13 protein-coding genes are annotated in these 21402 nt (G+C 68.5%); 2 read left to right on the forward strand and 11 right to left on the reverse strand.

Features of this window, described 5'->3' with window-relative positions; all coding sequences use genetic code 11:
- From AB0H87_RS18950 to AB0H87_RS18980, 7 genes are all read right to left on the reverse strand, one after another.
- Positions 1-816 (reverse strand): alcohol dehydrogenase catalytic domain-containing protein (locus AB0H87_RS18950; RefSeq protein WP_360146768.1); only part of this gene is annotated, 816 nt, incomplete at its 3' end.
- On the reverse strand, positions 813-1505 hold the full coding sequence (locus AB0H87_RS18955) for an iron-sulfur cluster assembly protein (protein ID WP_360146771.1): 693 nt from the start codon (positions 1503-1505) through the stop codon (positions 813-815). The genes AB0H87_RS18950 and AB0H87_RS18955, both read right to left, overlap by 4 nt.
- Positions 1502-2551, reverse strand: coding sequence for an amidohydrolase family protein (locus AB0H87_RS18960; protein WP_360146774.1), 1050 nt, complete (start codon positions 2549-2551; stop codon positions 1502-1504). The genes AB0H87_RS18955 and AB0H87_RS18960 overlap by 4 nt, the downstream gene beginning before the upstream one ends.
- A 214-nt stretch (positions 2552-2765) precedes the next feature.
- Entirely contained in the window at positions 2766-4088 is a 1323-nt protein-coding gene (locus AB0H87_RS18965; RefSeq protein WP_360146777.1) for a hypothetical protein, read from the reverse strand.
- Between the two features lie 222 nt (positions 4089-4310).
- Complete coding sequence (locus AB0H87_RS18970) at positions 4311-6128, reverse strand: serine hydrolase domain-containing protein (protein WP_360146780.1); 1818 nt, start codon at positions 6126-6128, stop codon at positions 4311-4313.
- Positions 6129-6243: 115 nt separating this feature from the next.
- Entirely contained in the window at positions 6244-7488 is a 1245-nt protein-coding gene (locus AB0H87_RS18975) for a glycosyltransferase family 39 protein (protein ID WP_360146783.1), read from the reverse strand.
- Between the two features lie 144 nt (positions 7489-7632).
- The gene (locus AB0H87_RS18980) at positions 7633-10605 is read right to left on the reverse strand and encodes an AAA family ATPase (RefSeq protein WP_360146786.1); all 2973 of its coding nucleotides are present in this window, start codon (positions 10603-10605) and stop codon (positions 7633-7635) included.
- Between the two features lie 764 nt (positions 10606-11369).
- Between AB0H87_RS18980 and AB0H87_RS18985 the strand changes: the two genes are divergently transcribed.
- Positions 11370-15401: a carboxypeptidase regulatory-like domain-containing protein gene (locus AB0H87_RS18985; protein WP_360146789.1), complete on the forward strand. Its 4032-nt coding sequence runs from the start codon at positions 11370-11372 to the stop codon at positions 15399-15401.
- 265 nt (positions 15402-15666) lie between these two features.
- On the opposite strand, the gene AB0H87_RS18990 is transcribed toward AB0H87_RS18985, so the two are convergent.
- The 4 genes from AB0H87_RS18990 to AB0H87_RS19005 all read right to left on the reverse strand — a co-directional run bounded on the left by AB0H87_RS18990 (position 15667) and on the right by AB0H87_RS19005 (position 19312).
- On the reverse strand, positions 15667-16146 hold the full coding sequence (locus AB0H87_RS18990; protein WP_360146792.1) for a hypothetical protein: 480 nt from the start codon (positions 16144-16146) through the stop codon (positions 15667-15669).
- 64 nt (positions 16147-16210) lie between these two features.
- Complete coding sequence (locus tag AB0H87_RS18995; protein WP_360146795.1) at positions 16211-16672, reverse strand: hypothetical protein; 462 nt, start codon at positions 16670-16672, stop codon at positions 16211-16213.
- Between the two features lie 716 nt (positions 16673-17388).
- Positions 17389-18303, reverse strand: a complete 915-nt coding sequence (locus tag AB0H87_RS19000; RefSeq protein WP_360146798.1) for a sensor domain-containing protein — start codon at positions 18301-18303, stop codon at positions 17389-17391.
- A 517-nt stretch (positions 18304-18820) separates the two neighbouring features.
- Positions 18821-19312 carry a hypothetical protein gene (locus tag AB0H87_RS19005; RefSeq protein WP_360146801.1) on the reverse strand — a complete coding sequence of 164 codons (492 nt, stop codon included), beginning with the start codon at positions 19310-19312 and terminating at the stop codon, positions 18821-18823.
- 1214 nt (positions 19313-20526) lie between these two features.
- Here AB0H87_RS19005 and AB0H87_RS19010 point away from each other — a divergent pair.
- On the forward strand, positions 20527-21402 hold an 876-nt coding region (locus tag AB0H87_RS19010; RefSeq protein WP_360146804.1), incomplete at its 3' end, for a hypothetical protein.

Raw genomic sequence — 21402 nt, forward strand, 5'->3', positions numbered from 1 at the left:
GTCAGGCCGGAACCGCCCCAGTGGTACGGCAGCCAGATCTGGTGGATGAATCGCGAATCCGTCCTGTTCCGCTCCCTGCTCGGCGACGAAGTCGAGCACGACGTCGGCGCCGAGCCCGCCGGTGAGGTCCTGCACGGCCTGCACCTGCGAGCCGTTGGCGACCACGGCCTCGTGCGCGCCGATCTGCTCGGCCAGCTTGAGTGCGTCGGGGTTGCGGTCGACGACGATGATCTTCGTGGCGGTCAGCGCGGCCAGGCACTGGATGCCGATGTGGCCGAGCCCGCCGGCGCCGATGACCACGGCCGCGGTGCCCGGATACAGGAGTGGGACGGCTTTGCGGACGGCGTGGTAGGCGGTGATGCCGGCGTCGGCGAGCGCGGCGACGTCCTTCGGCTGGGTGGCCGGGTCGAGCTTGACGCATGCCCGTTCCGCGGTGAGCAGGAGCTCGGCCATCCCGCCGTCGTTGGACAGGCCGGGGAACGAGCTGGCGGCGCAGTGCATGTCGTCGCCGGCGCGGCAGGCCCGGCACAGCCCGCAGGTGGGCGTGGGGTGCAAGATGACGGTGTCGCCGACGGCGACGCTGGAGACCGCCGACCCCACGTCGTGCACCCAGCCCGCGTTTTCGTGGCCGAGGGTGTAGGGCAGCGGTGGCGCCATCGCCGCGGCCCACTGGCCTTCGACGATGTGCAGGTCAGTGCGGCAGACCCCGGCGCCGCCGATACGGACGACCACGTCGAACGGGCCCTTGACGGTCGGTTCCGGCACGTCCTCGACCGCGGGCTGCTGGTGGTACGCGTGCAGCCGGACGGCTTTCATGTGTCCTCCACTCCGTAGCGGTGCCGCAGCATGCCGCGGCAGATGCCGGTGTTCGCGTCGAGGCTGGTGCGGGTCAGCCGGGCCTTCCGCAGGTGCAGCGGCACCGCGGGCGCGTCCACGGGGTCGCCCGACCCCGGCTCGATGAGCAGCGGTGCCTCGTCTCCGGCCGGGAGGCTCAGCTCGGCCCGCCGGCGTCGTAGCCGGGCGAGGGCGGGCGATGGCGGCACCCTGCCAAGCGTGAGCGTGGCCAGCTCGGCCGGCGTGGCACCCGCGTCAACGAGTGGCCGGCACACCTGGTCCGTGCCGGCGAGCACGGCTTTGCGGAGGAAGTTGGCGCGGAGCGCGTCGAGCTCGTCGACGGCCTCCCCTTGGAAGGAGCCGACGAAGCCGGCCCGCGCCGCGACTCCTTCATTGATCGCGTCGGCGGCGAAGTGGTCGTCGAGCACCACTTCCACCCGGTGCACGGTCTCCACGGTGGACACCGCGTCGTAGGCATCGGCCACCATCAGGTATGCGAAGTTGGGAGCGCAGAAGTAGGTCGGCAGCCGCAGGTGCACGACCGCGTCGCCGTCGTCGGACAGCGACGCGGATGCGACGAATCCGAGCTTGGTGATCGGCTCGTCCAGCTCCGGGTCGCGCACCTCCTCGAGCGCGTCGAAAAGGGGGCGCGACCCCGTGTCCGTGGTCATTTCTGCTCGACCAGCTGCGCGTCCTCCCGGGCCGCCGGGGTGCCCTCGCCGGCGTCGAGGCGGAACTCAGGTGGCACCTCGATCTCGTAGAGCTTCGCCGTGTTGAGCCCGAGGATCTTCTTCTTCGTGGCGGTGGTGACCGGCGGGTAGTCGGAGAACTCGTCGCTCGGGTAGTCCCAGTCGACCAGCCCCTCGATCTGCCACTTGGGTTCCCAGATGCCGTAGTCGCTGCCGAAGGTCATCTTGTCCTCGCCGACCCAGAACAGCAGCTCGCCCATCACCTTGGCGAAGAACCTGGGCCGGGCGTGCATGAGGCCGCCGATGACGACCGACAGGCCCGCGTACACGTTGGGCTCCTGGGTTGCCATGAAGCAGAAGTCCTCGATCCGCGGCAGGCCCACGTGCTCGACGATGAAGTTCAGCTGCGGGAAGTCGGTCGCGGCGTGGTCCACGTCGGACACGTCGAACGCGTCCTTGTCCAGCGGCCAGATCGTCGGTCCCTTGTGGACGTGGATGTTCTTGATCCCGAGCTCCTGACTGGCCTCCAGGTACTTGTACGCGCCCGGGTCCGTCAGCTTCCAGCCGCGGGAGCCCTCGCGCCACTCGGCCGTGTAGAGCTTGACGCCCTTGGAGCCGTAGCGTTCGACGTTCTCGGCGAGCTTCTTGAGCCCGTCCTCGCCCTCGCGCGGGTCCCAGCGGGTGTTGGGGATGAACTTGCCCGGGTGCTTCTCGCCCAGGGCCGCATTGCGTTCAGTGGTGTTGAAGCCCTCCTTGTACCACTCGGTCAGATAGGTCGGCTGGAACACCGCCACGTCCACGTACCCGTCCTCGAAGACGTCCTTCATCAGGTCGTCCTCGGTGTAGGCCATGAACTTCTCGATGGGCCAGTGCGTCTCCGCGGGTGCCAGCGAGTGATACGCGTGGAAGCACTCGATCCAGCCCTTGGCGTACTGCTCGGCACCCGGCACCCAGTTGTCCGGCGCCGCGTTCCAGTAGTGCATGTGGCTGTCGACGACGAAGTACTTCTGCCCGTCCTTCTCGTACACAGCGATTACCTCGATCCGGCGGTGAGGTCGAAGCCGATGTACTCGGCCGCGCCCTCCGGGTTGGCGACCATGATGGTCGGGCGCGTGCGCCATCGAGCGCTTGTCGAACATCGTCCTCGTGTAGCACACTCGTCACTCTAAGTAATCATACTCCTTTGTGCCGAACGAAAAGCTCCGCCCCGGGCGGACCCGGGGCGGAGCTTCGCGGCGGCCGTCAGCCGCGGCGCTGGACGGCGCCGCGCTGGCCGTTGAGGTCGACCCGAGGCCCGGTCTGGGGCGCCAGGCGGGCCGTGGCGGGCGGGAAGTACTCGAACCGACCGCCCACGTCGACGACGACGTGGGTCGAACCGGCGTAGTTCCAGATCTGGAACTGGTTGTTCTCGTCGACGTCGGCGATGGTGCCGTTGGCCACGGTCTGGCCCTTGCTGGGGTTGAGCATGCTGACGCTCGGGCGCGGGCCGCCGGGCCAGACCGTCAGGAAGGTGTTTTCCGTCGGCTTGGTCGCCGCGACGTTGACCGACAGCGCGTACGTCTCCGGCGTGGCCGCGCCGGCCGCGTCGACGGTCCGGACGCCGCCCGGGCCGATCGCGGACGTGGTGCGGGTGTCCATGATCCGCTTGGGCGTCATCGGCGTGAACTTCAGCCCGAAGTCGACCGTGTCGTCGAAGTAGTAGCCGATGACGTCGATGACCCAGTGCGTGGTGCTGTTGGTGTAGACGGCGAACATCTTCTGGTCGGGAACCTCGCAGAAGTCACACGGCCCGGCCGCCACGATGGCGCTGTTGGGCCAGACACCACCGACGCGATAGTTGACCGCCGAGGTGTTGGCCGGCCGGTCGCCGACACCGTTCCACGCGGCCAGGTAACCGTTTGCCGTCGCACCCACGGCGGTGATGTTCAACGCGAACGCCGTGATGTGGCTGCTGAGCTCGGGATCGTCAGGGAAGTGCACCGAGTACGCGATCGAGGAACCGCCCGGCATCGGCGGCTGGCCACCGGTGCGGGTGTCTTCGAGCCGCCACTGCTCCGCGTCCGAGAGGTAGGTACTGCCGATCGGGGCCGCCGCGTTGGCGTTGTAGTAGCCCGCCACGTCGGCGACGATGTGCGTGCCGAGGCTCTGCTGGTAGATGTTGAGGTAACCGTTCGCCCCGATCGCCACGGTGATCAGGTTGGAGCGGGTCCACCCCGTGGCGAAGTTGATCGAGGACGCCGTCGGCCGCGCCGCCCCGTCCGGATACGCGGTCAGGTAACCGTTGCCGACCGCCCCGGTGATGGTCAGGTTGAGCACCACGGCCGAGACACCGGACGCCGGAACGCCGCCACGACCGGCCACCTTGAGGTGCACGGTCTGTTTCTCGCCGACGATCTGCTTGGGCGCGCCGTTGCCGGTGCGGGTGTCGAGGATGCGGGTCGGCGCCAACGGCGTGTAGGTGCCCTGTGCGCCGACGGGCGCCGCCGCGGCCGGCGACGTGAGCACCGCAACGGCACCGAAGGCGGCCACTGCGGCCGCCGCGGTGCCGGCGAGAACTGTGCGCAATACGCGCATGATCACCCCGTGTGGGTCGTGGGAATCGATAGGAATGGCATCGACACCTCAACACCATCCGCGCGTACGCGCAAGGCAAGATCGACCGAATCGTTGTGATCATCGGCCGAACGGTCACCGTCGATCCCGTCGGATCGCCCGCCCATCGACCGAAACCCAGCCGCGTGTGCCATCGCCTCGGTTCGGCCACCGAACAGGTGGCATGTCAAACGCTCAGCCGATGAGGTTGTAGCTCGCGCCCACCCCGACCACGACCAGGACAGCCGCGGTCGCGGCGGTGTAACCGAGCCGACCCGCCCGACCCCACCAGCCCCGCACCCAGGCGAGCACGGTGCCGGCCAGCATCGCGACCGCCAGGCCGGCGGCAACGGTCAACAGGATCAGCGCGGTCTTCACCAGACCGGAGTCGTCGAGGAACACGTGCTGGTCGACCGCCGCGCTGTCGCTGACGAACAGCGCCAGCAGCCCGGCGAACACCAGCACGAGCCCGGCACTGACCCAGCCGACAACCGTTGCCGCACGGGCCAACGCCGGGCGGCGCCGGCGGCGGACCAGCGCGGCGATCGGCCACCAGAGCAACCCGAGCAGGAGAACCAGCAGCGCGACGCCCGCGAGGGCCATCTGCAGGGTGGGCGATTCATACCAGGGCAGCCGCTCGTACGCCGCCGACGGGCTGATCGTGCTGAACAGCACGCCGTCGCGGAAGGCGATCCGCTCCCGTCCGTCGGTGAACACGCCGGTCGCGACCGGCGTCCAGTGCTGGGTGGCGTTCGCCGGGTCAGGCGACAACCCGGTCGTCGTGAGCCCGTCGCCGTCAGCGGACACCGTCACCGCCGTGGTGAGTGTCGCGAACTTCGTGAAGTCCGTGCGGCTGTAGCGGGTCGTCCGATAGCTTCCCTCGAAGGCGCTCAGGTCCTGTGCGGCGCCGGCGGTGGGCGCGGACACCGGATAGGTGAGATCGACCATCCGATCGACCAGTTCGCGGCCGGCGAACGAAGCCGACCCGTCCCGGCCGTCTCCATTGTAGACGACGTAGATCCCCAACCCGTCGTCCGGCAGCAGCGCCAGGTTGTCATGGAACCCGGGCACGTCGCCGTCCTTGCTGACCCAGCGATGTCCGGCCTGCTCCTGCTCTTCGTACGCGTACCCCATGCCCGGCAGTCGTGGTTCCGGGGTGAACCGCGGTTCGATGTTGGGGTTTCCGGGCCTCAGCTGCGCGACCATGAACCGCCCCATGTCCGCGGGCGTGGTCGTCGGGCCGGCACCGGTCGGCGACTCCGCGCCATACTGCCCGCGGGCCGCGACACCGTCACTGCGGTAGCCGGTGGCGAGTTTCCCGGTCGCCGACGGCGGGCGCGGCTGCGCGAAACTCGTGCCGGTCATGCCGAGCGGGTTCAAAATCTGCTGTTGTACGTAGTCCGCGAAGGGCTGCCCCGAGGCCACCTCGACGAGGTAACCCGCCAACGCCATCCCGTAGTTGTCGTACGAGACAAGGGTTCCCGGCGGCCGAACCCGCGGCGGCTGGTGCGCGGCGAGCCAGGTGCCGAGCGGCTCGACCCGGCGCGGGTCGTCGACCGCCACGCCGAGCGCCGTGTCCGCGAAGCCCGAACTGTGCGTGAGCAGGTCGTCCAGGGTGACCGCGTGGCCCGGGTAGGTGTCCTTGATCTGGAACCCGGTCAGGTAACGGTTGACGTCGACGTGCAGGTCGAGCCGGCCCAGGGCGACCTGCTGGCGCACCGCTTCGGCGGTGAACAACTTCGCCACCGACGCCATGAAGAACCCGGTGTCGTCGACGGAGACCGGTGCTTTCGTGGTGGTGTCGGCAACGCCGTACCCCTTGCCGAAGATCTGCTTTCCGTTCTGCACCACGACGACCGCCGCGCCGGGGATCCCGTATTCGCTCAACTGCCGCGCGATCATGTCGTCGGCCAGCGCGGCGAGGTCCGGTGTCGCATCGGCGTGTGCCGGGCTGGCGACCAGCACCGAACCGGCCAGAACGGCTGCGACCAGCGCGTGCTTCCACATCTGCATGATCAAAACGCTATGCGCCGGACCGACGGACCACGATCCAGTGCACAGGTCAACGGATACGGGGGCCAGCCCTACCAAGTCCGCAGGCTGATGAGGTGCCCAGACAGATCCGGCGTCAGGGGGAATAGGTCCAGAAGAGGAGCACGTAGACGCCGTAGGCCGTTGACACCGCGGTCAGCAATGTCAGAACGGCGGCCAGGGTGCGGCGGTTGGTTGAGCCGAGGGCCGCGGCGATCGGCAACAGCAGGGGGAAGGCCGGGATCAGCAGTCGACCCTTCGAGTGGTAATAACTGTCGCCGAAGAATGCCATCGCGATGATCGCCAGTGAATAGATCGTGAGCGGCCATGCCTGCTTGTGTTTGGAGAGCGCGACGACCAGGACGATGGCGGCCACGATGGCGAACGTGCCCATCACGTACGCCAGGCTTGGTTTGCCAGTCACGAGCGTGATTGCCTGGCGGACCGTATACGAACCATCGTCGTAGCCCATTTTCCACGCGTCGTTCTGGACGTGGAAGTAGCCGTCCGCGCGGCCTAGGCGATGTCCTACCCAGGCGATGTATCCGAGGAAGCCGAGTGGCGCGAGAATGCCGGCCAACCAGGGCCGCCAGCCGTCCTTGCGGCGGATCACGGCGAGCAGGGCCGCCACGCCGATCGCGGCCGCCAGGGCGGCGCCGGTGGGCCGGGTGAGACCGGCGAGCGCGCAGAGCAGGCCCGCGGTCAGCCAGGAGCGGCGCAGCAGGGCGAATAGTGACCAGGCCGAAAGTGCGGTGAAGAGCGTCTCGGTGTAGCCCATCGATTCGACCAGCGCGTGGGGGATGATCGCCCACAGGGCGGCGAGCAGCACGCCCGTGCGGCGATCTCGCAGTTGGGCGCCGACCGCGTACAGTCCCCAGGCGGCGGCAAGGCCGGCCAACCACGCCACGATGATGCCTGCTGTCCTGGCGTCGCCGGGCAGAACGGGGTCGAAGACCGCGGTGACGGCGGGATAGAGCGGGAAGAACGCCAGGTTTGTGGTGGCGAGTGTGCCGTCCGCCTTCAACGGGATCGCCAAGTCGTAGCCTCGAGTGGCGATGCCCGCGTACCAGTCCGCGTCGAACTTCCCGAGCAGACCCCATGCATCGCGGTGCCGCTCAGCGGCGACGTACCAGAAGGTGAGCAGACCAACGGCACGCAACGCCGCATAGGCCGCGATGGCGGGCCACGCCGCGCGGATCCCGATCCTCGGCTTCGCCGGATCGTCCCGTGTGCCGGGTATTGGCTCTGGTTGAGTAGAAATGTGGTGCGGAGCCTCGGTCGTAACGGAGCCCGAATGCGGTCTTGTCGGATGCGTTCGGTCGGCAGTCGTGAAGTCTTGCATCGAATCTCGCAGGTTCTCGGCAGTGAGGCCGTTGGCGGCAGGGAAGCCGATGGATCGTACCTACGACGGCAAGCGAGTCGACCTGTTCGGACCGCGCCCACCGGACCGTGGGGTCTCCGGGGGTCGCGCGACGTGGGTTCTTGCTCAGGGTCCGGTACTGCCGTGAGCGGGCTTCAGCGCGACGAATCCCGCGACGGCGGCCGCCATCGCCAGCGCCGTCCTGGACTTGACCTTTCGCTTGCGCATGGCCGAGTTGACGTGTGCGTCGACCGTTCTGATGGAGAGCCCCAGCGCGTTGGCGATCTCTCGGTTGGTCCGACCAGTGGCCAGTAGGCGGACCACCTCCAACTCTCGCGGCGAGAGGTCGTCGCCGTAGCCCTGCGGACCCCTTCGTGGCCTCCTCCGTTGGCGGCCGTGCTCCGACAGCACACGTTGTATCCGTTCGGCGTCGCCATGCGCGCCCAGGTCGACCAGGTCCTGTCTGACCTGAGCCAGCAGGTGCACACCGTCGTCCGGGTGCGCGGTGGTGAGCAGGCAGCCGGCCTGGCGTTTGCGGGCCAGCAGCGCATCGTACGGCCTGGGCAGCGCCTGCCAGGTGTCTGCGGCCTGACCGTACAGCTCGGCTGCCCGCGTCGCCTCGCCGCGGCCTTCGGCGAGGATGGCCCGGCACACCAGGAGGGCGGCCTGCCCGGCCGGTGCCTGCCGGTCGCCAAGGTTCCGGGCGTAGGCGGTCACCAGCGCGGTCGCCTCGTTCATCCGGCCGGCCAACCAGAGTGCCTGTACGCGGACCGGCGCGAGGTCCGTGGCGTACAGCCAGATGTTCTTCTCGGTGACCAGCCGCAGGGGCTGTTCGGTCCACTCGAGCGCGTCCTCGATCCGGCCGGCCAACAGGTGCAGGCGGGCCAACCCGGCGGCCGGCGTCAGTGACGGATCGATGAGGACGCCACCGCCACGGCCCACCTCAACCGCTGATCGGAACGTCTGCTCCGCGTCTGCCCAGTCGCCGGCAGCGGTTTGCAGCAGACTGGTGATCAACAGTGAGTCCACCTGGATTGTCGGTTCGTCGTCGAGCCCGGCCAGCGCGGTGGCACGGTCGGCTAAGCCGTCCCAGGCGCCGGTGAACCAGTCCAGCCGTAGGTTGATCGACCGGCATTGGTCCTGCAGCCGCTGGTATCCGTGCGTCCGCGCCAGCCGGGTGGCCAGCGTGATGCGATGGCGGGCCTCGTCGTAGCGGCCCCACTGCATCGCCGCCTCGCCCAGGTTGGCGTTGCCGCGGGCGATCTGGGACAGCTCGTCCGGGGTACCCCCCTCGGTCGGGAATACCGCGGCGGAGGCCCAGCCGGCGTCGTCGCCCAGCACCAGCAGGATGGTGGCCCGGTCGGCGTGCACCGCCAAGCGGTTGGGCGCTGGCGTCGAGGGGTCAGCCACGATGTTGGCCGCCCGGTCCAGCCAGCGCCGGTAGTCGCCGGCCGAACTGTGGGTGGTGCTGAGCCAGCTGAGCATGATCGTCGCGTGCAGGTCGTCCAACGGCCGCTCGGCGAGGTCCGGGATGGCTCGCTCCAGCGCCAGGTAGGCCGCGGCGAACTCGCCGGTGTGCAGCAGCATCCGTCCCAACTGCCAGCCGACCAGGCCGCGCTCGGTGGAGGTGAGGGCGGGATCGTCGCGGACCCGACGCAGCACCTCGACCAGGTCGCGCAGGAGCCCTTGGTCGACCCAGACCATCAGGAGAGGCATCTTGCCCATCAACCGAACCACTGTGGCGGCCGGCAGGTCGACGCGGGTCAGCACCTCGTGGAGCATGCCCGCGACGGTTCGCGGGTCGCCGGAGGACATGGCCAGATCGGCAGCCTGCTCGGCGTATCGGCACCACTCGTCGACCGCACGTGCCTCCCGGAAATGCCGCTGCAATTGGACGACCGGCGGCCGCGAGAGACCCTCCAGCACCTGGCCGGCGCGCAGGTGCGCGCTGCGGCGTTGCCGAATCGGGATCGACTCGTACACCGCCCGGCAAGCCAGGGCGTGTTGGAAGGACAGCCGTCCAAGCGCGTCCTCCTGCAGCAGCCGACTGTCCAACGCCTCGACGACCGCCTGCGGGCACTGGCTCTCCGACAGGTCACACACCGCCAGCAGGATCGCCTCCTCGACCGGATCGCCAAGCACCGCGGCCGCCCGCAACACCTCCTGCGCCGGCGCGCTCAACCGATCCACGCGTTCCAACACCGCATCCCGCACACTGGGCGGCACCGCGATGTCCTCCACCGCCCGCCGGAGCCACTCGCCGTCCTGGGTCACCAGGTCCGCCCGGTCGCACAGCAACCGCACCGACTCCTCGATCGCCAGCGGCAACCCGTCGGTATGCTCCCGCAGGAACGCGGCGAACGCCGTGGAAACCGGTTCGTCGTCCAACATGGACGACACCAGCCGTCCGGTTTCCGGCACATCCAACGGGGCCAACTGCACGCGCAGCCGGGCCATTCCCTCGGGCAACCGGCTAGCCAACCACCGCAGCGAGGAGTCGGCTGGCACATCCTCCGGCCGATATGTCAATACCAGGCTCGGCTTCGGTGCGCGGCGCGCCGTCAGGAACAACAGGAACTCCAGCGTCGCTTCATCCGCCCGGTGCACGTCCTCCAGCACCAACACCCGCAAACCCAACCGGTCCAGAACCTCGGCCACCGCTCGGAACAACCGGTGTCGCGCCGCCGTCGGTTCCGTCAGCGGCTCCGGCGCCGGCGCCAAACCGGCCATCCACTCCGGGAACAACGGCCGCAACGCACCGCCCAACGGGCTCAGCCCCAACCCATCGACCCGGTCGACCGCGCTGGTCAGCGCCTCCACCACCGGCCCGAGGGTGAACGGCTGCCGGAACGGCGGGCACGTCCCTACGAGCACCCGTCCCGACTGCGGAGGCGACGCGGCAGCGAGCAGTTCCCGGACCAGCCGGCTCTTGCCCATCCCCGCTTCGCCCTCGATCAGTACCGCCGCCGGCCCCCCGGCGAGCAACTGTGTGATGGCGGACAGCTCGCGGTCACGACCCGTGAAACGCGGCGCCCGAACCGACGACGAGCCCGCCGGTCGCCCGCCGCCGCCCCCACCGCCACGGGATCTTGTATCCATTCAATTAATCTGAATATATATCGTGTCCGGGTCAAGGCTCTCGATCAGCTTGTAGTCGACAGGCTACTGTCCGGCCAGCCCGCGCGAGATCAAGAAGCCGCAGGTCGGACGCCGTGAACCCAGAGCGTCATTTATCTATGCATGACAAGGAACACAGAGCGCGCTTCGTACGAGGGTGGCGCTAGTAGTACATATCGTCATGTTTGCATGCCTATATGTCCTGTCAAGAACGTGGTAAACCTCGCGGCCGGACTCCACGGCAGATCGAGGCCTCGGCCGAGCGGCGTCGGGCCGGCCGGATCGGTGGGCCGGCCATCGATGAAACCACTAGGTAATTCTTCGAATATGCGGCGGCATCCATTGGCTTGGATACTTCCTTCGCTACCTGCGTCGCGAGGGGGCATCGCGGATGACCGAAGCAGCAGATTCTACGTCCACTGAGGACTCCAGCGCGGATCCGGCCGCACCGGTCGAGGTCGGGGATCCTCCCGCCGGTGATGACCTGACCGCCGGTGACGCCCCGACCACAGGGGGACGGACCGGCGGCGGTGACCGGGCATCCGTCAGCGACGACTACGACGGCTACCAGCGACTGTGAGCCAGCCGTGCGGTCCACATTAGGCAGTAAGGGCACCGGACACCCCGGGCTGCTCTGTGTCGCCGATATCGAGAAAGGACCCTGCATGTTCGTGCACGAGGGGCCACCCGGAGTGGCCCGAGGAAGATTGCGGTCGGCGCTTACCATCGCGGCGACCGCTCTCGCCATGGTGGTCACCGCAGTGGGGCCGGGCGCCGCACAGACGGCGTACGCCGCGGCGCCGGACGGAGGCGGCGTCGGAACCGGGACGCAGGCGTCGCAGAAGATCACCGCCGAGGCGACGAAGCAGCTCACGGCGAACAAGAACGCCGACTTCTGGATCAAGTTCGCCGCGAAGGCGGACCTCGCGCCGGCCTACAAGATCGCCGACAGCGACAAGCGCGGGCAGTACGTGTACGACGCGCTGCGCGCCACCGCGAAGCAGTCGCAGTCCGCCGTGATCGCCCAGCTCGACGCCACAGGCGCCGACTACGAGAGCTTCTGGATCAACAACTCGATCTACGTCGAGGACGGCACTCTCGACCTGGCGCAGCGCGTCGCCGCGTCGAGCACCGTCGCCGGCGTCCACCAGCAATTCGCGATGGCGGAAGTCAAGCCGGTGATGTCCAAGCCAGCCGGTCCCAAGACGACGGCCGCCGTGGAGTGGGGCGTCGCCGCGATCAACGCCCCAGAGGTCTGGGACAGGGGGGCCACGGGCGAGGGGATCACCGTCGCGAGCTTTGACACCGGCGTGGACGTGACGCACCCGGCGCTGCGGTCGAAGTACCGCGGCACGAACCCGGACGGTTCGCTCAGCAACGACTACAACTGGTTCGACATCCCCGACACCTGTGGCGGCGCGCCTTGCCCCAGCGCCGGCGAGCACGGCACGCACACCACGGGCACGATGGTGGGCCAGGACGGGGCCAACCAGATCGGCGTCGCACCGGGTGCGAAGTGGATCGCCGCGAACTGCATCGACAACGACGGCTGCTCGTTCGACGACTACCTGGCCGACGCACAGTGGTTCCTCGCACCGACCCGCATGGACGGCAGCGACGCGGACCCGGCGATGCGTCCCGACATCATCAACAACTCCTGGGGCATTCCGCCGGGCGTCGACCTTCCCGAGGACTGGATGAGCGCCGAGACCCAGGCATGGAACGCCTCGGGCATCTTCGGCTCCTGGGCGGCCGGTAACGAGGGCCCGTCCTGCTCGACCACCCGCTTCCCCGGCGAGTTCACGCACACCTACGCCACCGGCGCGTACGACATCAACGGCAACATCGCGAGCTTCTCGTCTCGTGGTCCGGGGCGGGAGAACGAGCTCAAGCCGAACATCGCGGCCCCGGGCGTGAACGTGCGCTCGTCGATCCCGGGTGGCTACGGCAACGCTTCGGGCACCTCGATGGCCGCGCCACACCTGGCGGGCGCCATCGCGCTGCTGTGGAGTGCCTCGCCGGCGATGTACCGCGACGTCGAGGGCACCAAGGCGCTGCTCGACGGGACCGCGGTGGACACCGCGGACACGAGCTGCGGCGGCACCGCGGCGGACAACAACGTGTGGGGCGAGGGCAAGCTCGACGTCGCGGCGCTGGTGGAGGCCGCGCCGACCACGGGCGTCGGCACTCTCGCGGGCACCGTGACGGACACCGAAGGTGCCCCGATCGCGGGTGCCCGTGTCGTGGCCGACGGCGACGATTCGGATCGCACTGTCCTCACGGGCGCGGACGGCACCTACACCGCCAGCCTGCCCGTGGGCGACTACGACGTCTCGGCCAGCGCGTTCGGCTACCAGACCAAGTCGGCGACCGCGACCATCACCGAGGACGCGACCACCACGGTCAACCTGACACTCGCGGCGGCGCGGTCGCACAAGGTGTCGGGGACCGTCACGGCCGCCGGCGCCCCCGTCGGTGGTGCGACGGTCACGATCGCGTCGGAGATCGAGCCCGTCACGACGGGTGCCGACGGCACGTTCGCGTTCCCGTCGGTCCCGGAAGGCACGTACGAGCTGGCGGTGACGGCGGGAAGTTGCAACGCTCCGTTCGCCCGCCAGGTCGTGGTCGACGGCGACGAGACGGTGCCCGTCGCGCTCGCTCCCAAGAAGGACGCGTTCGGCTACACCTGCGCGGTCTCCGAGGGCGGGTACCTGCGGGGAACCACCCGGACACCGCTCTCCGGTGACGACGAGAGCGCGACGGTGGCCCTGCCGTTCAACTTCCCGTTCTACTACGGAACGTACGACAAGGCGTTCGTGTCGACCAACGGGTACCTGAACTTCCTCGCCGCGAACTCTGTCTTCACCAACGGATCCATCCCCAGTACGCCCGTGCCCAACGCGGCTGTCTACCCCTTGTGGGACGACCTGTTGATCGATGCGCAGTCGGGCCTCTACACCGGTGCGACCACGGTGGGCGGCAAGGAGGCGTTCACGATCGAGTGGCGTGACGTGTTCCCACTCAACTCGAGCGACACCCGCTTCTCGTTCTCGGCGACACTCGTGTCCGACGGCACGATCATCACGGGCTATGGTCCGGGCGCCGCGGACGACCGCACCCAGGGCAACTCGGCCACGATCGGCATCGAGAACGAGGCCGGCTCCGGCGCACTTGCGTACTCGTTCAACACCGTCGCCACCCACGAGGGTCTGACGATCACCTACGACGCTCCGTCCATGGGAACCGTCACCGGAGTGATCCGCGACTTCAACACCAAGGCGCCGATCCAGGGCGCCACGGTCACCGCCACCAACCGGGCGGACGGGGCCGAGCGCGTCGCGACCACGGGCGCCGACGGCGCGTACTCGCTGAACCTGCTTCTCGGCAGCTACGACATCCTGATCGAAGCCGACGGGTACGAGAGCGCGACGAGGGTGGCGAACCTGACGGAGGAGGGCGAGGTGCTGACCCGCAGCGCCCAGCTCAACGCCGGCCGGATCGCGGTCAGCAAGGAGTCCATCGCGGCGACGCTCGGAATGGGCGAGTCGGTCACCCGGACCTTCCAGGTGTCGAACACGGGCTCGGCCCCTGTCCAGGTCGACCTCGGCGCCGGTGGCGGGTCGTTCGTGCCGCTCGGCTCGACGACGGCCGGCACCGCGGTGATCAAGGGCATCGAGGGCCAGGCGACCGTCGCCAGGTCGACGAAGCCCAAGGGGTCGCTCAGCACGTCCAAGGGGCGGCTGTCGACGTCGGGCGCCAAGCCGGGTGCGTCGGTCACACCGCGGGCGGCAGCCATCCCGCTCGCCGAGCAGACCATCACCCACTCGGCGTCGCAGGAGATCACGACCGGGAACTCGGCCTCGTGCAACAACGGTCTCCAGACCCAGGACAACAAGTACCTGCGGACGTTCAAGCTGAGCGACTTCGGCATCACCGGGTCGTTCGACGTCTCCCAGGTGCAGTTCGGTGTCGAGACGACAACGTCCGCCCAGCCGCTCTCGGTCAACCTGTACTCGCTCGCGGGTGACCTCCGCTACGCGAACATGACGCCGCTCGGCAGCACGGACTTCACGGCCGCCGCGGACGCGGACGGCACGATCGTCACGGTCCCGGTCGAGGGATCCGTTCCGGCGGGTGGCACCCTCGTGGTTGAGGTCGACGTGCCGGCCGGCGGCTGGTTCTTCATCGGCTCCAACGACCAGGGCCAGACGGCGCCCAGCTACATCTCGTCGAACGCGTGCAGCATCACTGAGCCGACCGACACGGCCGACATCGACTTCCCCGGCATGCACCTGGTGATGAACGTCGCCGGTGAGTCCGCCGGCGGCGGAGGTGTCGGGTGGCTCGACGTGCAGCCGGCAACGGTGACCCTCCAGCCGGGCGCTCGCGTCCAGGTGACGTCCATGATGACGGCGAACGTCGACCAGCCCGGCACATACGAGGCCTCGATCGGGCTCCGCGCCAACACGCCGTACGACGAACCTTCGGTCTCGGCCACGATGACCGTCAAGCGTCCCGCTGGGTGGGGCAAGATCACGGGCACGATCACAGGCGCGGGGACGCCGCTGGAGGGAGCTGTCGTCCACATCGACGGGCTCGCCTACGACGCCACGCTGATCACGGGCGCCGACGGCACCTACGCGTACTGGATGGCCGCTTCGAACGCTCCGGTCCAACTGACGGTGGCCGCCAACGGCTACGTGCCCCAAACCAGAAAGGCGCAGATCATCAACGGTCAGACGACGGTGTACGACTTCAACCTGACACGACTGCCATGACCTGATCGACAGTTCCGAGACGAAGGGCCCGGCCTCTGTGGGGAGGTCGGGCCCTTCGTCGGGCGACCGAAATCGGCGGTTGTAGCGCGGTCATAGCGCAGGTTCGAACCCTCGGCGGGTCACGCCGAGCATGGGAACGGGAGTTGATCAACGCCGACCTGGTAGTGGTGAGCGCATCATGGCGTTTGCCCAGCTCGTAGTCCGAGGTCCCGGGCCGTGAGGCGTTCGGGACCGAACGGGCTGGGGTAGGCTCTCGCCCGCAGGGTCAGGCCTGGCTTACGCGGTCGGTTCGGATTAGTACGCCCAAGGCGAGGGGGCCTTGCTCGAGCACTTCGACGCCGTGGTCCTCATCGGTCGGCCACATCGTGACCAGGTATTCCAGGTAGTCCCCGAAGTCCTCGAGGTTGGATTTGGCGGGCCGCTGGTCCGTCTGCGCGTAGCAGATTCGAGCGCCGTAAAGGCCTGCTGGCAGGTGGAGGGGTTCCACCTCGTCTGGAAGTTGTGTGGCACCGGTGGTGGCCAGCTTCCCGGACGGCAGCGTGATGTCTGCTTCGACGACGTGATCGAAGGCGTAGAGCGGTGCGGCTGCTGCGCGCGTGGTCTGGACCGTAAGGGTCACGGGTACGAAGTCGTAGCGTGCGGTTCCCACCGCGATGCAGTGGCCTTCGGTCGCCTCAGCGTCGGAGATGACGAAAGTCAGATGGTCAGCATAGGGCTCCAATCGGTGGACCAGATGATCAGTCACGGCTGGACGCTATCAACGGGGTTCGCGATTCCGAGGGCGTGCTGCCTGCCGCAGCAGATGGACCTTACGAGCGTTCACGCTGCAGCGCGGCGAGCTCACGGCTCGGGAATGGCATGTCCCGCCATGCCCGCTGATAGCCGGCTTCGCCGTACTGGTCGAGGACTGTCTGGGCCATGCGCGCCGCGGCGGTGATGAGCGCGACGACTGGAACTCGTCCGGCCCAGCGTCGCTGTGCTCCGGCCCATGGGTCCTCCGCGTACTCGTCGGGAACGACAAGAATCTGGGCATACACGCGTTCGGCTGCGCCGGTGAAGACGAACACATGGGCGTGGGGTTCGTCGGACAGCCAGGCAAGCGAGGCGCTGGATCCGTGTCGCAGGTCGGCGGCCGCTTGGAGCAGGCTCTGCAGCCCGTGTCCGGTGTAGGACGTGGTCATCTCCAACACCTGGTTGTCGGCAACCCAGGTCAGCTTCGCCCAACCGGGTCCGACGATCTCCCAGCGCATATCAAACGACGCGACGTCCACGGCCAGTATCTTTCCCGGCGGTCAGCAACGAGAGACCGCCAGGACCCTGCCTCGGACGAAGGACCGTTGAACTTCAACGCGTCGGTGGTGGCGTCACCGACCGGTGTATAAGGGGACGTTGGCGTCAGCAATCGATCCGCGGAGGCCGGCGCAGGTTCGAATCGCTGGAGCCGAAGCAGACGCCCCCACACGCGCCGTGGCTCGTTCCAAACGTGCAGGTCAGCAGTCGTTGAGCGATGGCGTAGCGCCGGTCGTTGTCGAGGGCAGGTCACGCCAAGCATGGGAACGGGATTCGATCAACGCCGACCTCGTCAGAAGGTGGCCGTCGGTCGTCACAGGGGCTGCCTTCAACGATATCCATCTGCCTCGGTGTTGTTACTTACCCCAGCGTTGTCCTGAGGGCGGAGAAGTCAGGAGGCTGGCGATGAGCGAGGAGCTCGGCGGCCCGGACCAGTGATGCGATCGGCGCGCCTCCCGGCCCGGGATCGCATCCATGAGGACGGCGGGGGTTCCTATGGTGCTTCGCTCCGTCGACTCGCGCGGCTCGTCGGTTCACTTCCGATCACCACAGTCCGGACGAGGCTTCGTCATCGCGGCGACTCATCGCTGACAAGGGCTACACTCACGACTCGACCCGGCAAGCATTAAGCCGCCATCGGATCCGGCACACAGGTCTGCCGCGACCCGTTGGGCCGCGGCAGACGAGGGCCGGCGCGCTACCCACGCCGGGGCAGGGAACGCAGCTCGTCGAGGGTCTCCTGGGTCCGGATGAGCGCCTCGTTGACCGTCCCGCGGGCCACCTCGGGGTCGTGGTCGAACTGCTGCTGGGCCCGGCCGAGATCCATGGCTACCCGCACCAGCCGCTGCTGCGGACCGTCGTGGATGTCGCGCTCCAGCCGCCGCAACGCGGCCGCCTCGGTCGCCACGGTCGCCCGCCGTTGCTCGTCCAGCGTCGCGAACTGGTTGCGCATCTCAGCCACGTCGGTCAGCAACGCCTTGCTGGCGCCGGCCTGCAGGACGGCCATCGCCCGCACCACGAACGGCAGGGTGAGCAGCATGACCAGCCCGAGTCCGGTGTAGAACAGCAGCCGCGTGCCGGTGCCGCTGCCCCAGCCCAGCAGCTCGATGAGGTCGACGTTGTCGGCGCCGCGCGGGATGGCCCAGTCCCACGCCACGCAGGTCAGGCCGCCGATCGCGCCGGCCCACCAGGTCACGGTGACCACGAACGCGACCGTCGACAGCACGAACTTCACCTGCGTGTGCAGCGCGTCGAGCCACGACTGGCCGTCGCGGAGCACGGCGAACGTCCGCCGGAACACGCCGGCGCCACGCTGGGCCCGCCGGTACTCCGGACGAAGCCGCGGCACCCGCAGCACCGGGCCGATGGCCAGCCGGTCAAGGTCGGCGAAGAACCGGGCCGCCAGCAGCGCGCCGGCCATCACCGGCAGGCCGATGCCGAGGACGAGCAAACCGACGCCGAAGGAGACCCCGACGACCGTGGCGACGAAGCCGACGATCGCCAATGGGAAGCCCACGATCACGTACGTCGTGTCGGTGAGCAGCTGACGCACGATGCCCCGACCGGTGGCGGGCGTCGCCGCCGCGGGCGTGGAAACGACGGTAGTAGTCATGCCAGAAACGCTATGCAGCCGCGCCCGCCACCCCCATCCCGCCGGCTTGCCTTTTCCCGGTAGGGCTGTCCATACCGGGAACGCCATGGTGGTGGTGATACTGACGTACGCGCCGACGACGGCTGCCAGCCCTCGACTGCGGCGTCGGATCACGGGAAGCCGAAGCCCTTATTCGCGACGCCTAGCTGAGGTCGGCCGACGGGCCAGCGACCGCGCCGGAGCTCTACCGCAACGCCGGCGGGCGTGTCGATGATCGCCGCGCAACCCACGGCCGTCCCGGCCAGCTGGAAGATAGCCGGGCGGCGTGCGGAAGACTCGGGTGACGCGAAATCCGGCACCTGCGCAAACGGGCGTGGGCCCGGCACCCGGGTTGGCGGCCCGGCTCGTGCCCGTCACGGACGCCGCCCGTCGGCGCCTCTTAGCTCTAGACCGCGATACCCCGCTTGTGCACCCGCCGTACAGGCCCTCACGCACGCTGGGAACCGTCCGCTGAATCTCACGAACCTGGCCGGCATCGTCATCTGGCCGGCATGCGCTGCTTGATCTCGGCGCGGAGCCTGCCCACGCTGGGCGTCATGCCGACCAGCGCGACACGGATCTCGTAGGGCCGCTCGATGCGGGAGGTGGTCGACCACCGGCCATGTGCTCCCCACTGCCATCGGCCGAGCACCGGCCGCACCTGCTGCGGATCGTCCACCTCCAGGACCAAGGTGTGGTTGACCCGGCCACGAACCTCAGCTACCGCCACGTTGTCCCAGGCGGTTTCCACCCGATCGCCTTTCCAGTCGATGAGGACCACACAGTCGTCCGTCAGCGTCAGCGGCAGGCCAGGCTCGCGGCCAAGGAGCAGGTAGTAGCCGATGACGAACCCAGCCAAAAGCACAACATTGGATGCCTGAATCCACGGGTGGCCGAACGCTGCGCCGATCACGGCTGCGATCGGGAGAACAGGGAGCCCGACGAGTATGGCAACCATCAGCCGTCGCCAGCCGGGACGACGGAACGTCACCCCGTCCGCCTCGTCTCCTACGCCCACCCACAAGAACGTTGCCGAACGCCGTCGAAACTAAACGATCTCGAGCATGCCACCCGAGCGAACCAGACCCGCTGACAGCTAGGAGGATGGCTACGTGGCCGGGCCAGTCAAGGATGTCGAGCATGAGGGCCCGGTCCCGCAGGAGTGGCGGGCAACGCTCGCGGCGATCGTCGCCTCGCTGGTCCGCGGCGACGATGTCCTGGCCGGCGCGTGGATGGGGTCGATCCGACTCCGCCGGACCTTCCGGGTTCATGTCTCGATGCTTATTGACGCCTACGGCGGGGTGACTCTGGTGCCGGTGCCCGAGGAGACCCGGCAGACTTCGGTCGCTCTATGGCAGGGCGATCACTTGAGTTGCTTGGTAGACCTGTGGACGGCAGAAGAAGGCCGCAGCGACCTGGTGCTCGATGCGCACGTTTTCGAAGACGGTGACGCTTCCGAGTTCACCTGGTCTACGTCCCCTGATCCTCCGAGTGCACGAGCGCCGGCCGTAGCGCTTGCCGCAGATCGCTCGGACTGTCACAGACAACCATTGCCGACAGCGAGCTCATCCAATGTCCGCGGCGACCGACCACATCTCTGCGCCAGACAAGGCCCGCTCCGCGCGCGCAGGTTCGGCCCACCCGGTCGAGGCAGGCGCGCCCCCAGGCGCAGCCGGCCTTGGTGAGAAAGCGCAGGTCAGACTCACCGTCACGATCGAGTTGGCGCAGGCTCGAATCGAGGGCGGGTCACGCCAAGCATGGGAAAGGCCGCGCGGGGCCGCAGACGCCGAGGGTCAGACCTTGGAGGGTCAGAAAATTTGTCGGTGAGAACCGTCATTTGCCGGACCCGCCCGGGTCGGGCTCTGACGTTGTTGCGACCGAAGTGGCGAAAGGCATGCCGCCGACCAAACCTTCTCTTCGTGACGTAAGCCGCGTTTCGCTACGCCGACCGCGGGTAAGCGGCCATTGTGGGCCCCCCAGCGGCGGAAGTGCCATGAATCCTGGTGGGAGCGCAGCGCTGGCGCGGTAACCGTGGGGTGCCTGCTCGGAAGGCAGCACAAGCTTCGCGCCGCGCTCATGCTCGGTCGAAGCGGCTTGGTCGCGCTGGCAAGTTCGCGATCGGCGTCTTCGCGCCCGCCGCCGGCAGGATCGGTGACCGCCTCACCGAACGGGCGGCGTCGATGCGGGTTCCGGAGGGGATGACAGGTGAGCCAGGGTACGAGCGGTAACGGAAACGGTTCAATCGGCGGCAAGTTGGTCGCGGGCGTGCGGGACTTCGCGGTCACGCTCGCCGGTGAACTCACGGACCGACTCACCGAATACGCCTCCAGCGGCGACGGCGGTTCCGGCCATGGCAGGGAGTCCATCAATGAGGGCGGCTCGCCGGAAAATGCGATTACGGACGACGGCGTGATCCGCGACAGCGAGGCGGTCTCCCAGGACGACCGCGCCGACGACCAGGATTCGGAAGACGGCGGCCGGGCCAAGGGTGAGAAGGCCAAGAACGAGCCGGCTCGGGACGACCAGACCGAGGAGGACGAGTCGCCCGACGAGGAACCAGCCACGGTGGCTACGAGGACCGCGACCGAGGTGGCGACGGAGACGGCGGCTCGAGAGTCAGCGAGGACCGCGACCGAGGTGGCGAAGGAGACGGCGACCGAGGTGGCGAAGGAGACGGCGGCTCGAGAGTCAGCGAGGACCGCGTCCGAGGTGGCGAAGGAGACGGCGGCCCGGGAGTTGACCAGGACCGCGACCGAGGTGGCGAAGGAGACTGCGGCTCGAGAGTCAGCGAGGACCGCGACCGAGGTGGCGAAGGAGACGGCGGCCCGAGAGTCAGCGAGGACCGCGACCGAGGTGGCGAAGGAGACGGCGACCGAGGTGGCGAAGGAGACGGCGGCTCGAGAGTCGGCGAGGACCGCGACCGAGGTGGCGAAGGAGACGGCGACCAAGGTGGCGAAGGAGACGGCGGCTCGAGAGTCGGCGAGGACCGCGACCGAGGTGGCGAAGGAGACGGCGACCGCGGTGGCATGCTGGACGTGCGGCCCGACGTGGCCGACCCCGCCGAGCGGGGCGTCGAGCTGC

The sequence above is a fragment of the Asanoa sp. NPDC050611 genome, from assembly GCF_040654855.1.
Taxonomy (GTDB): domain Bacteria; phylum Actinomycetota; class Actinomycetes; order Mycobacteriales; family Micromonosporaceae; genus Asanoa.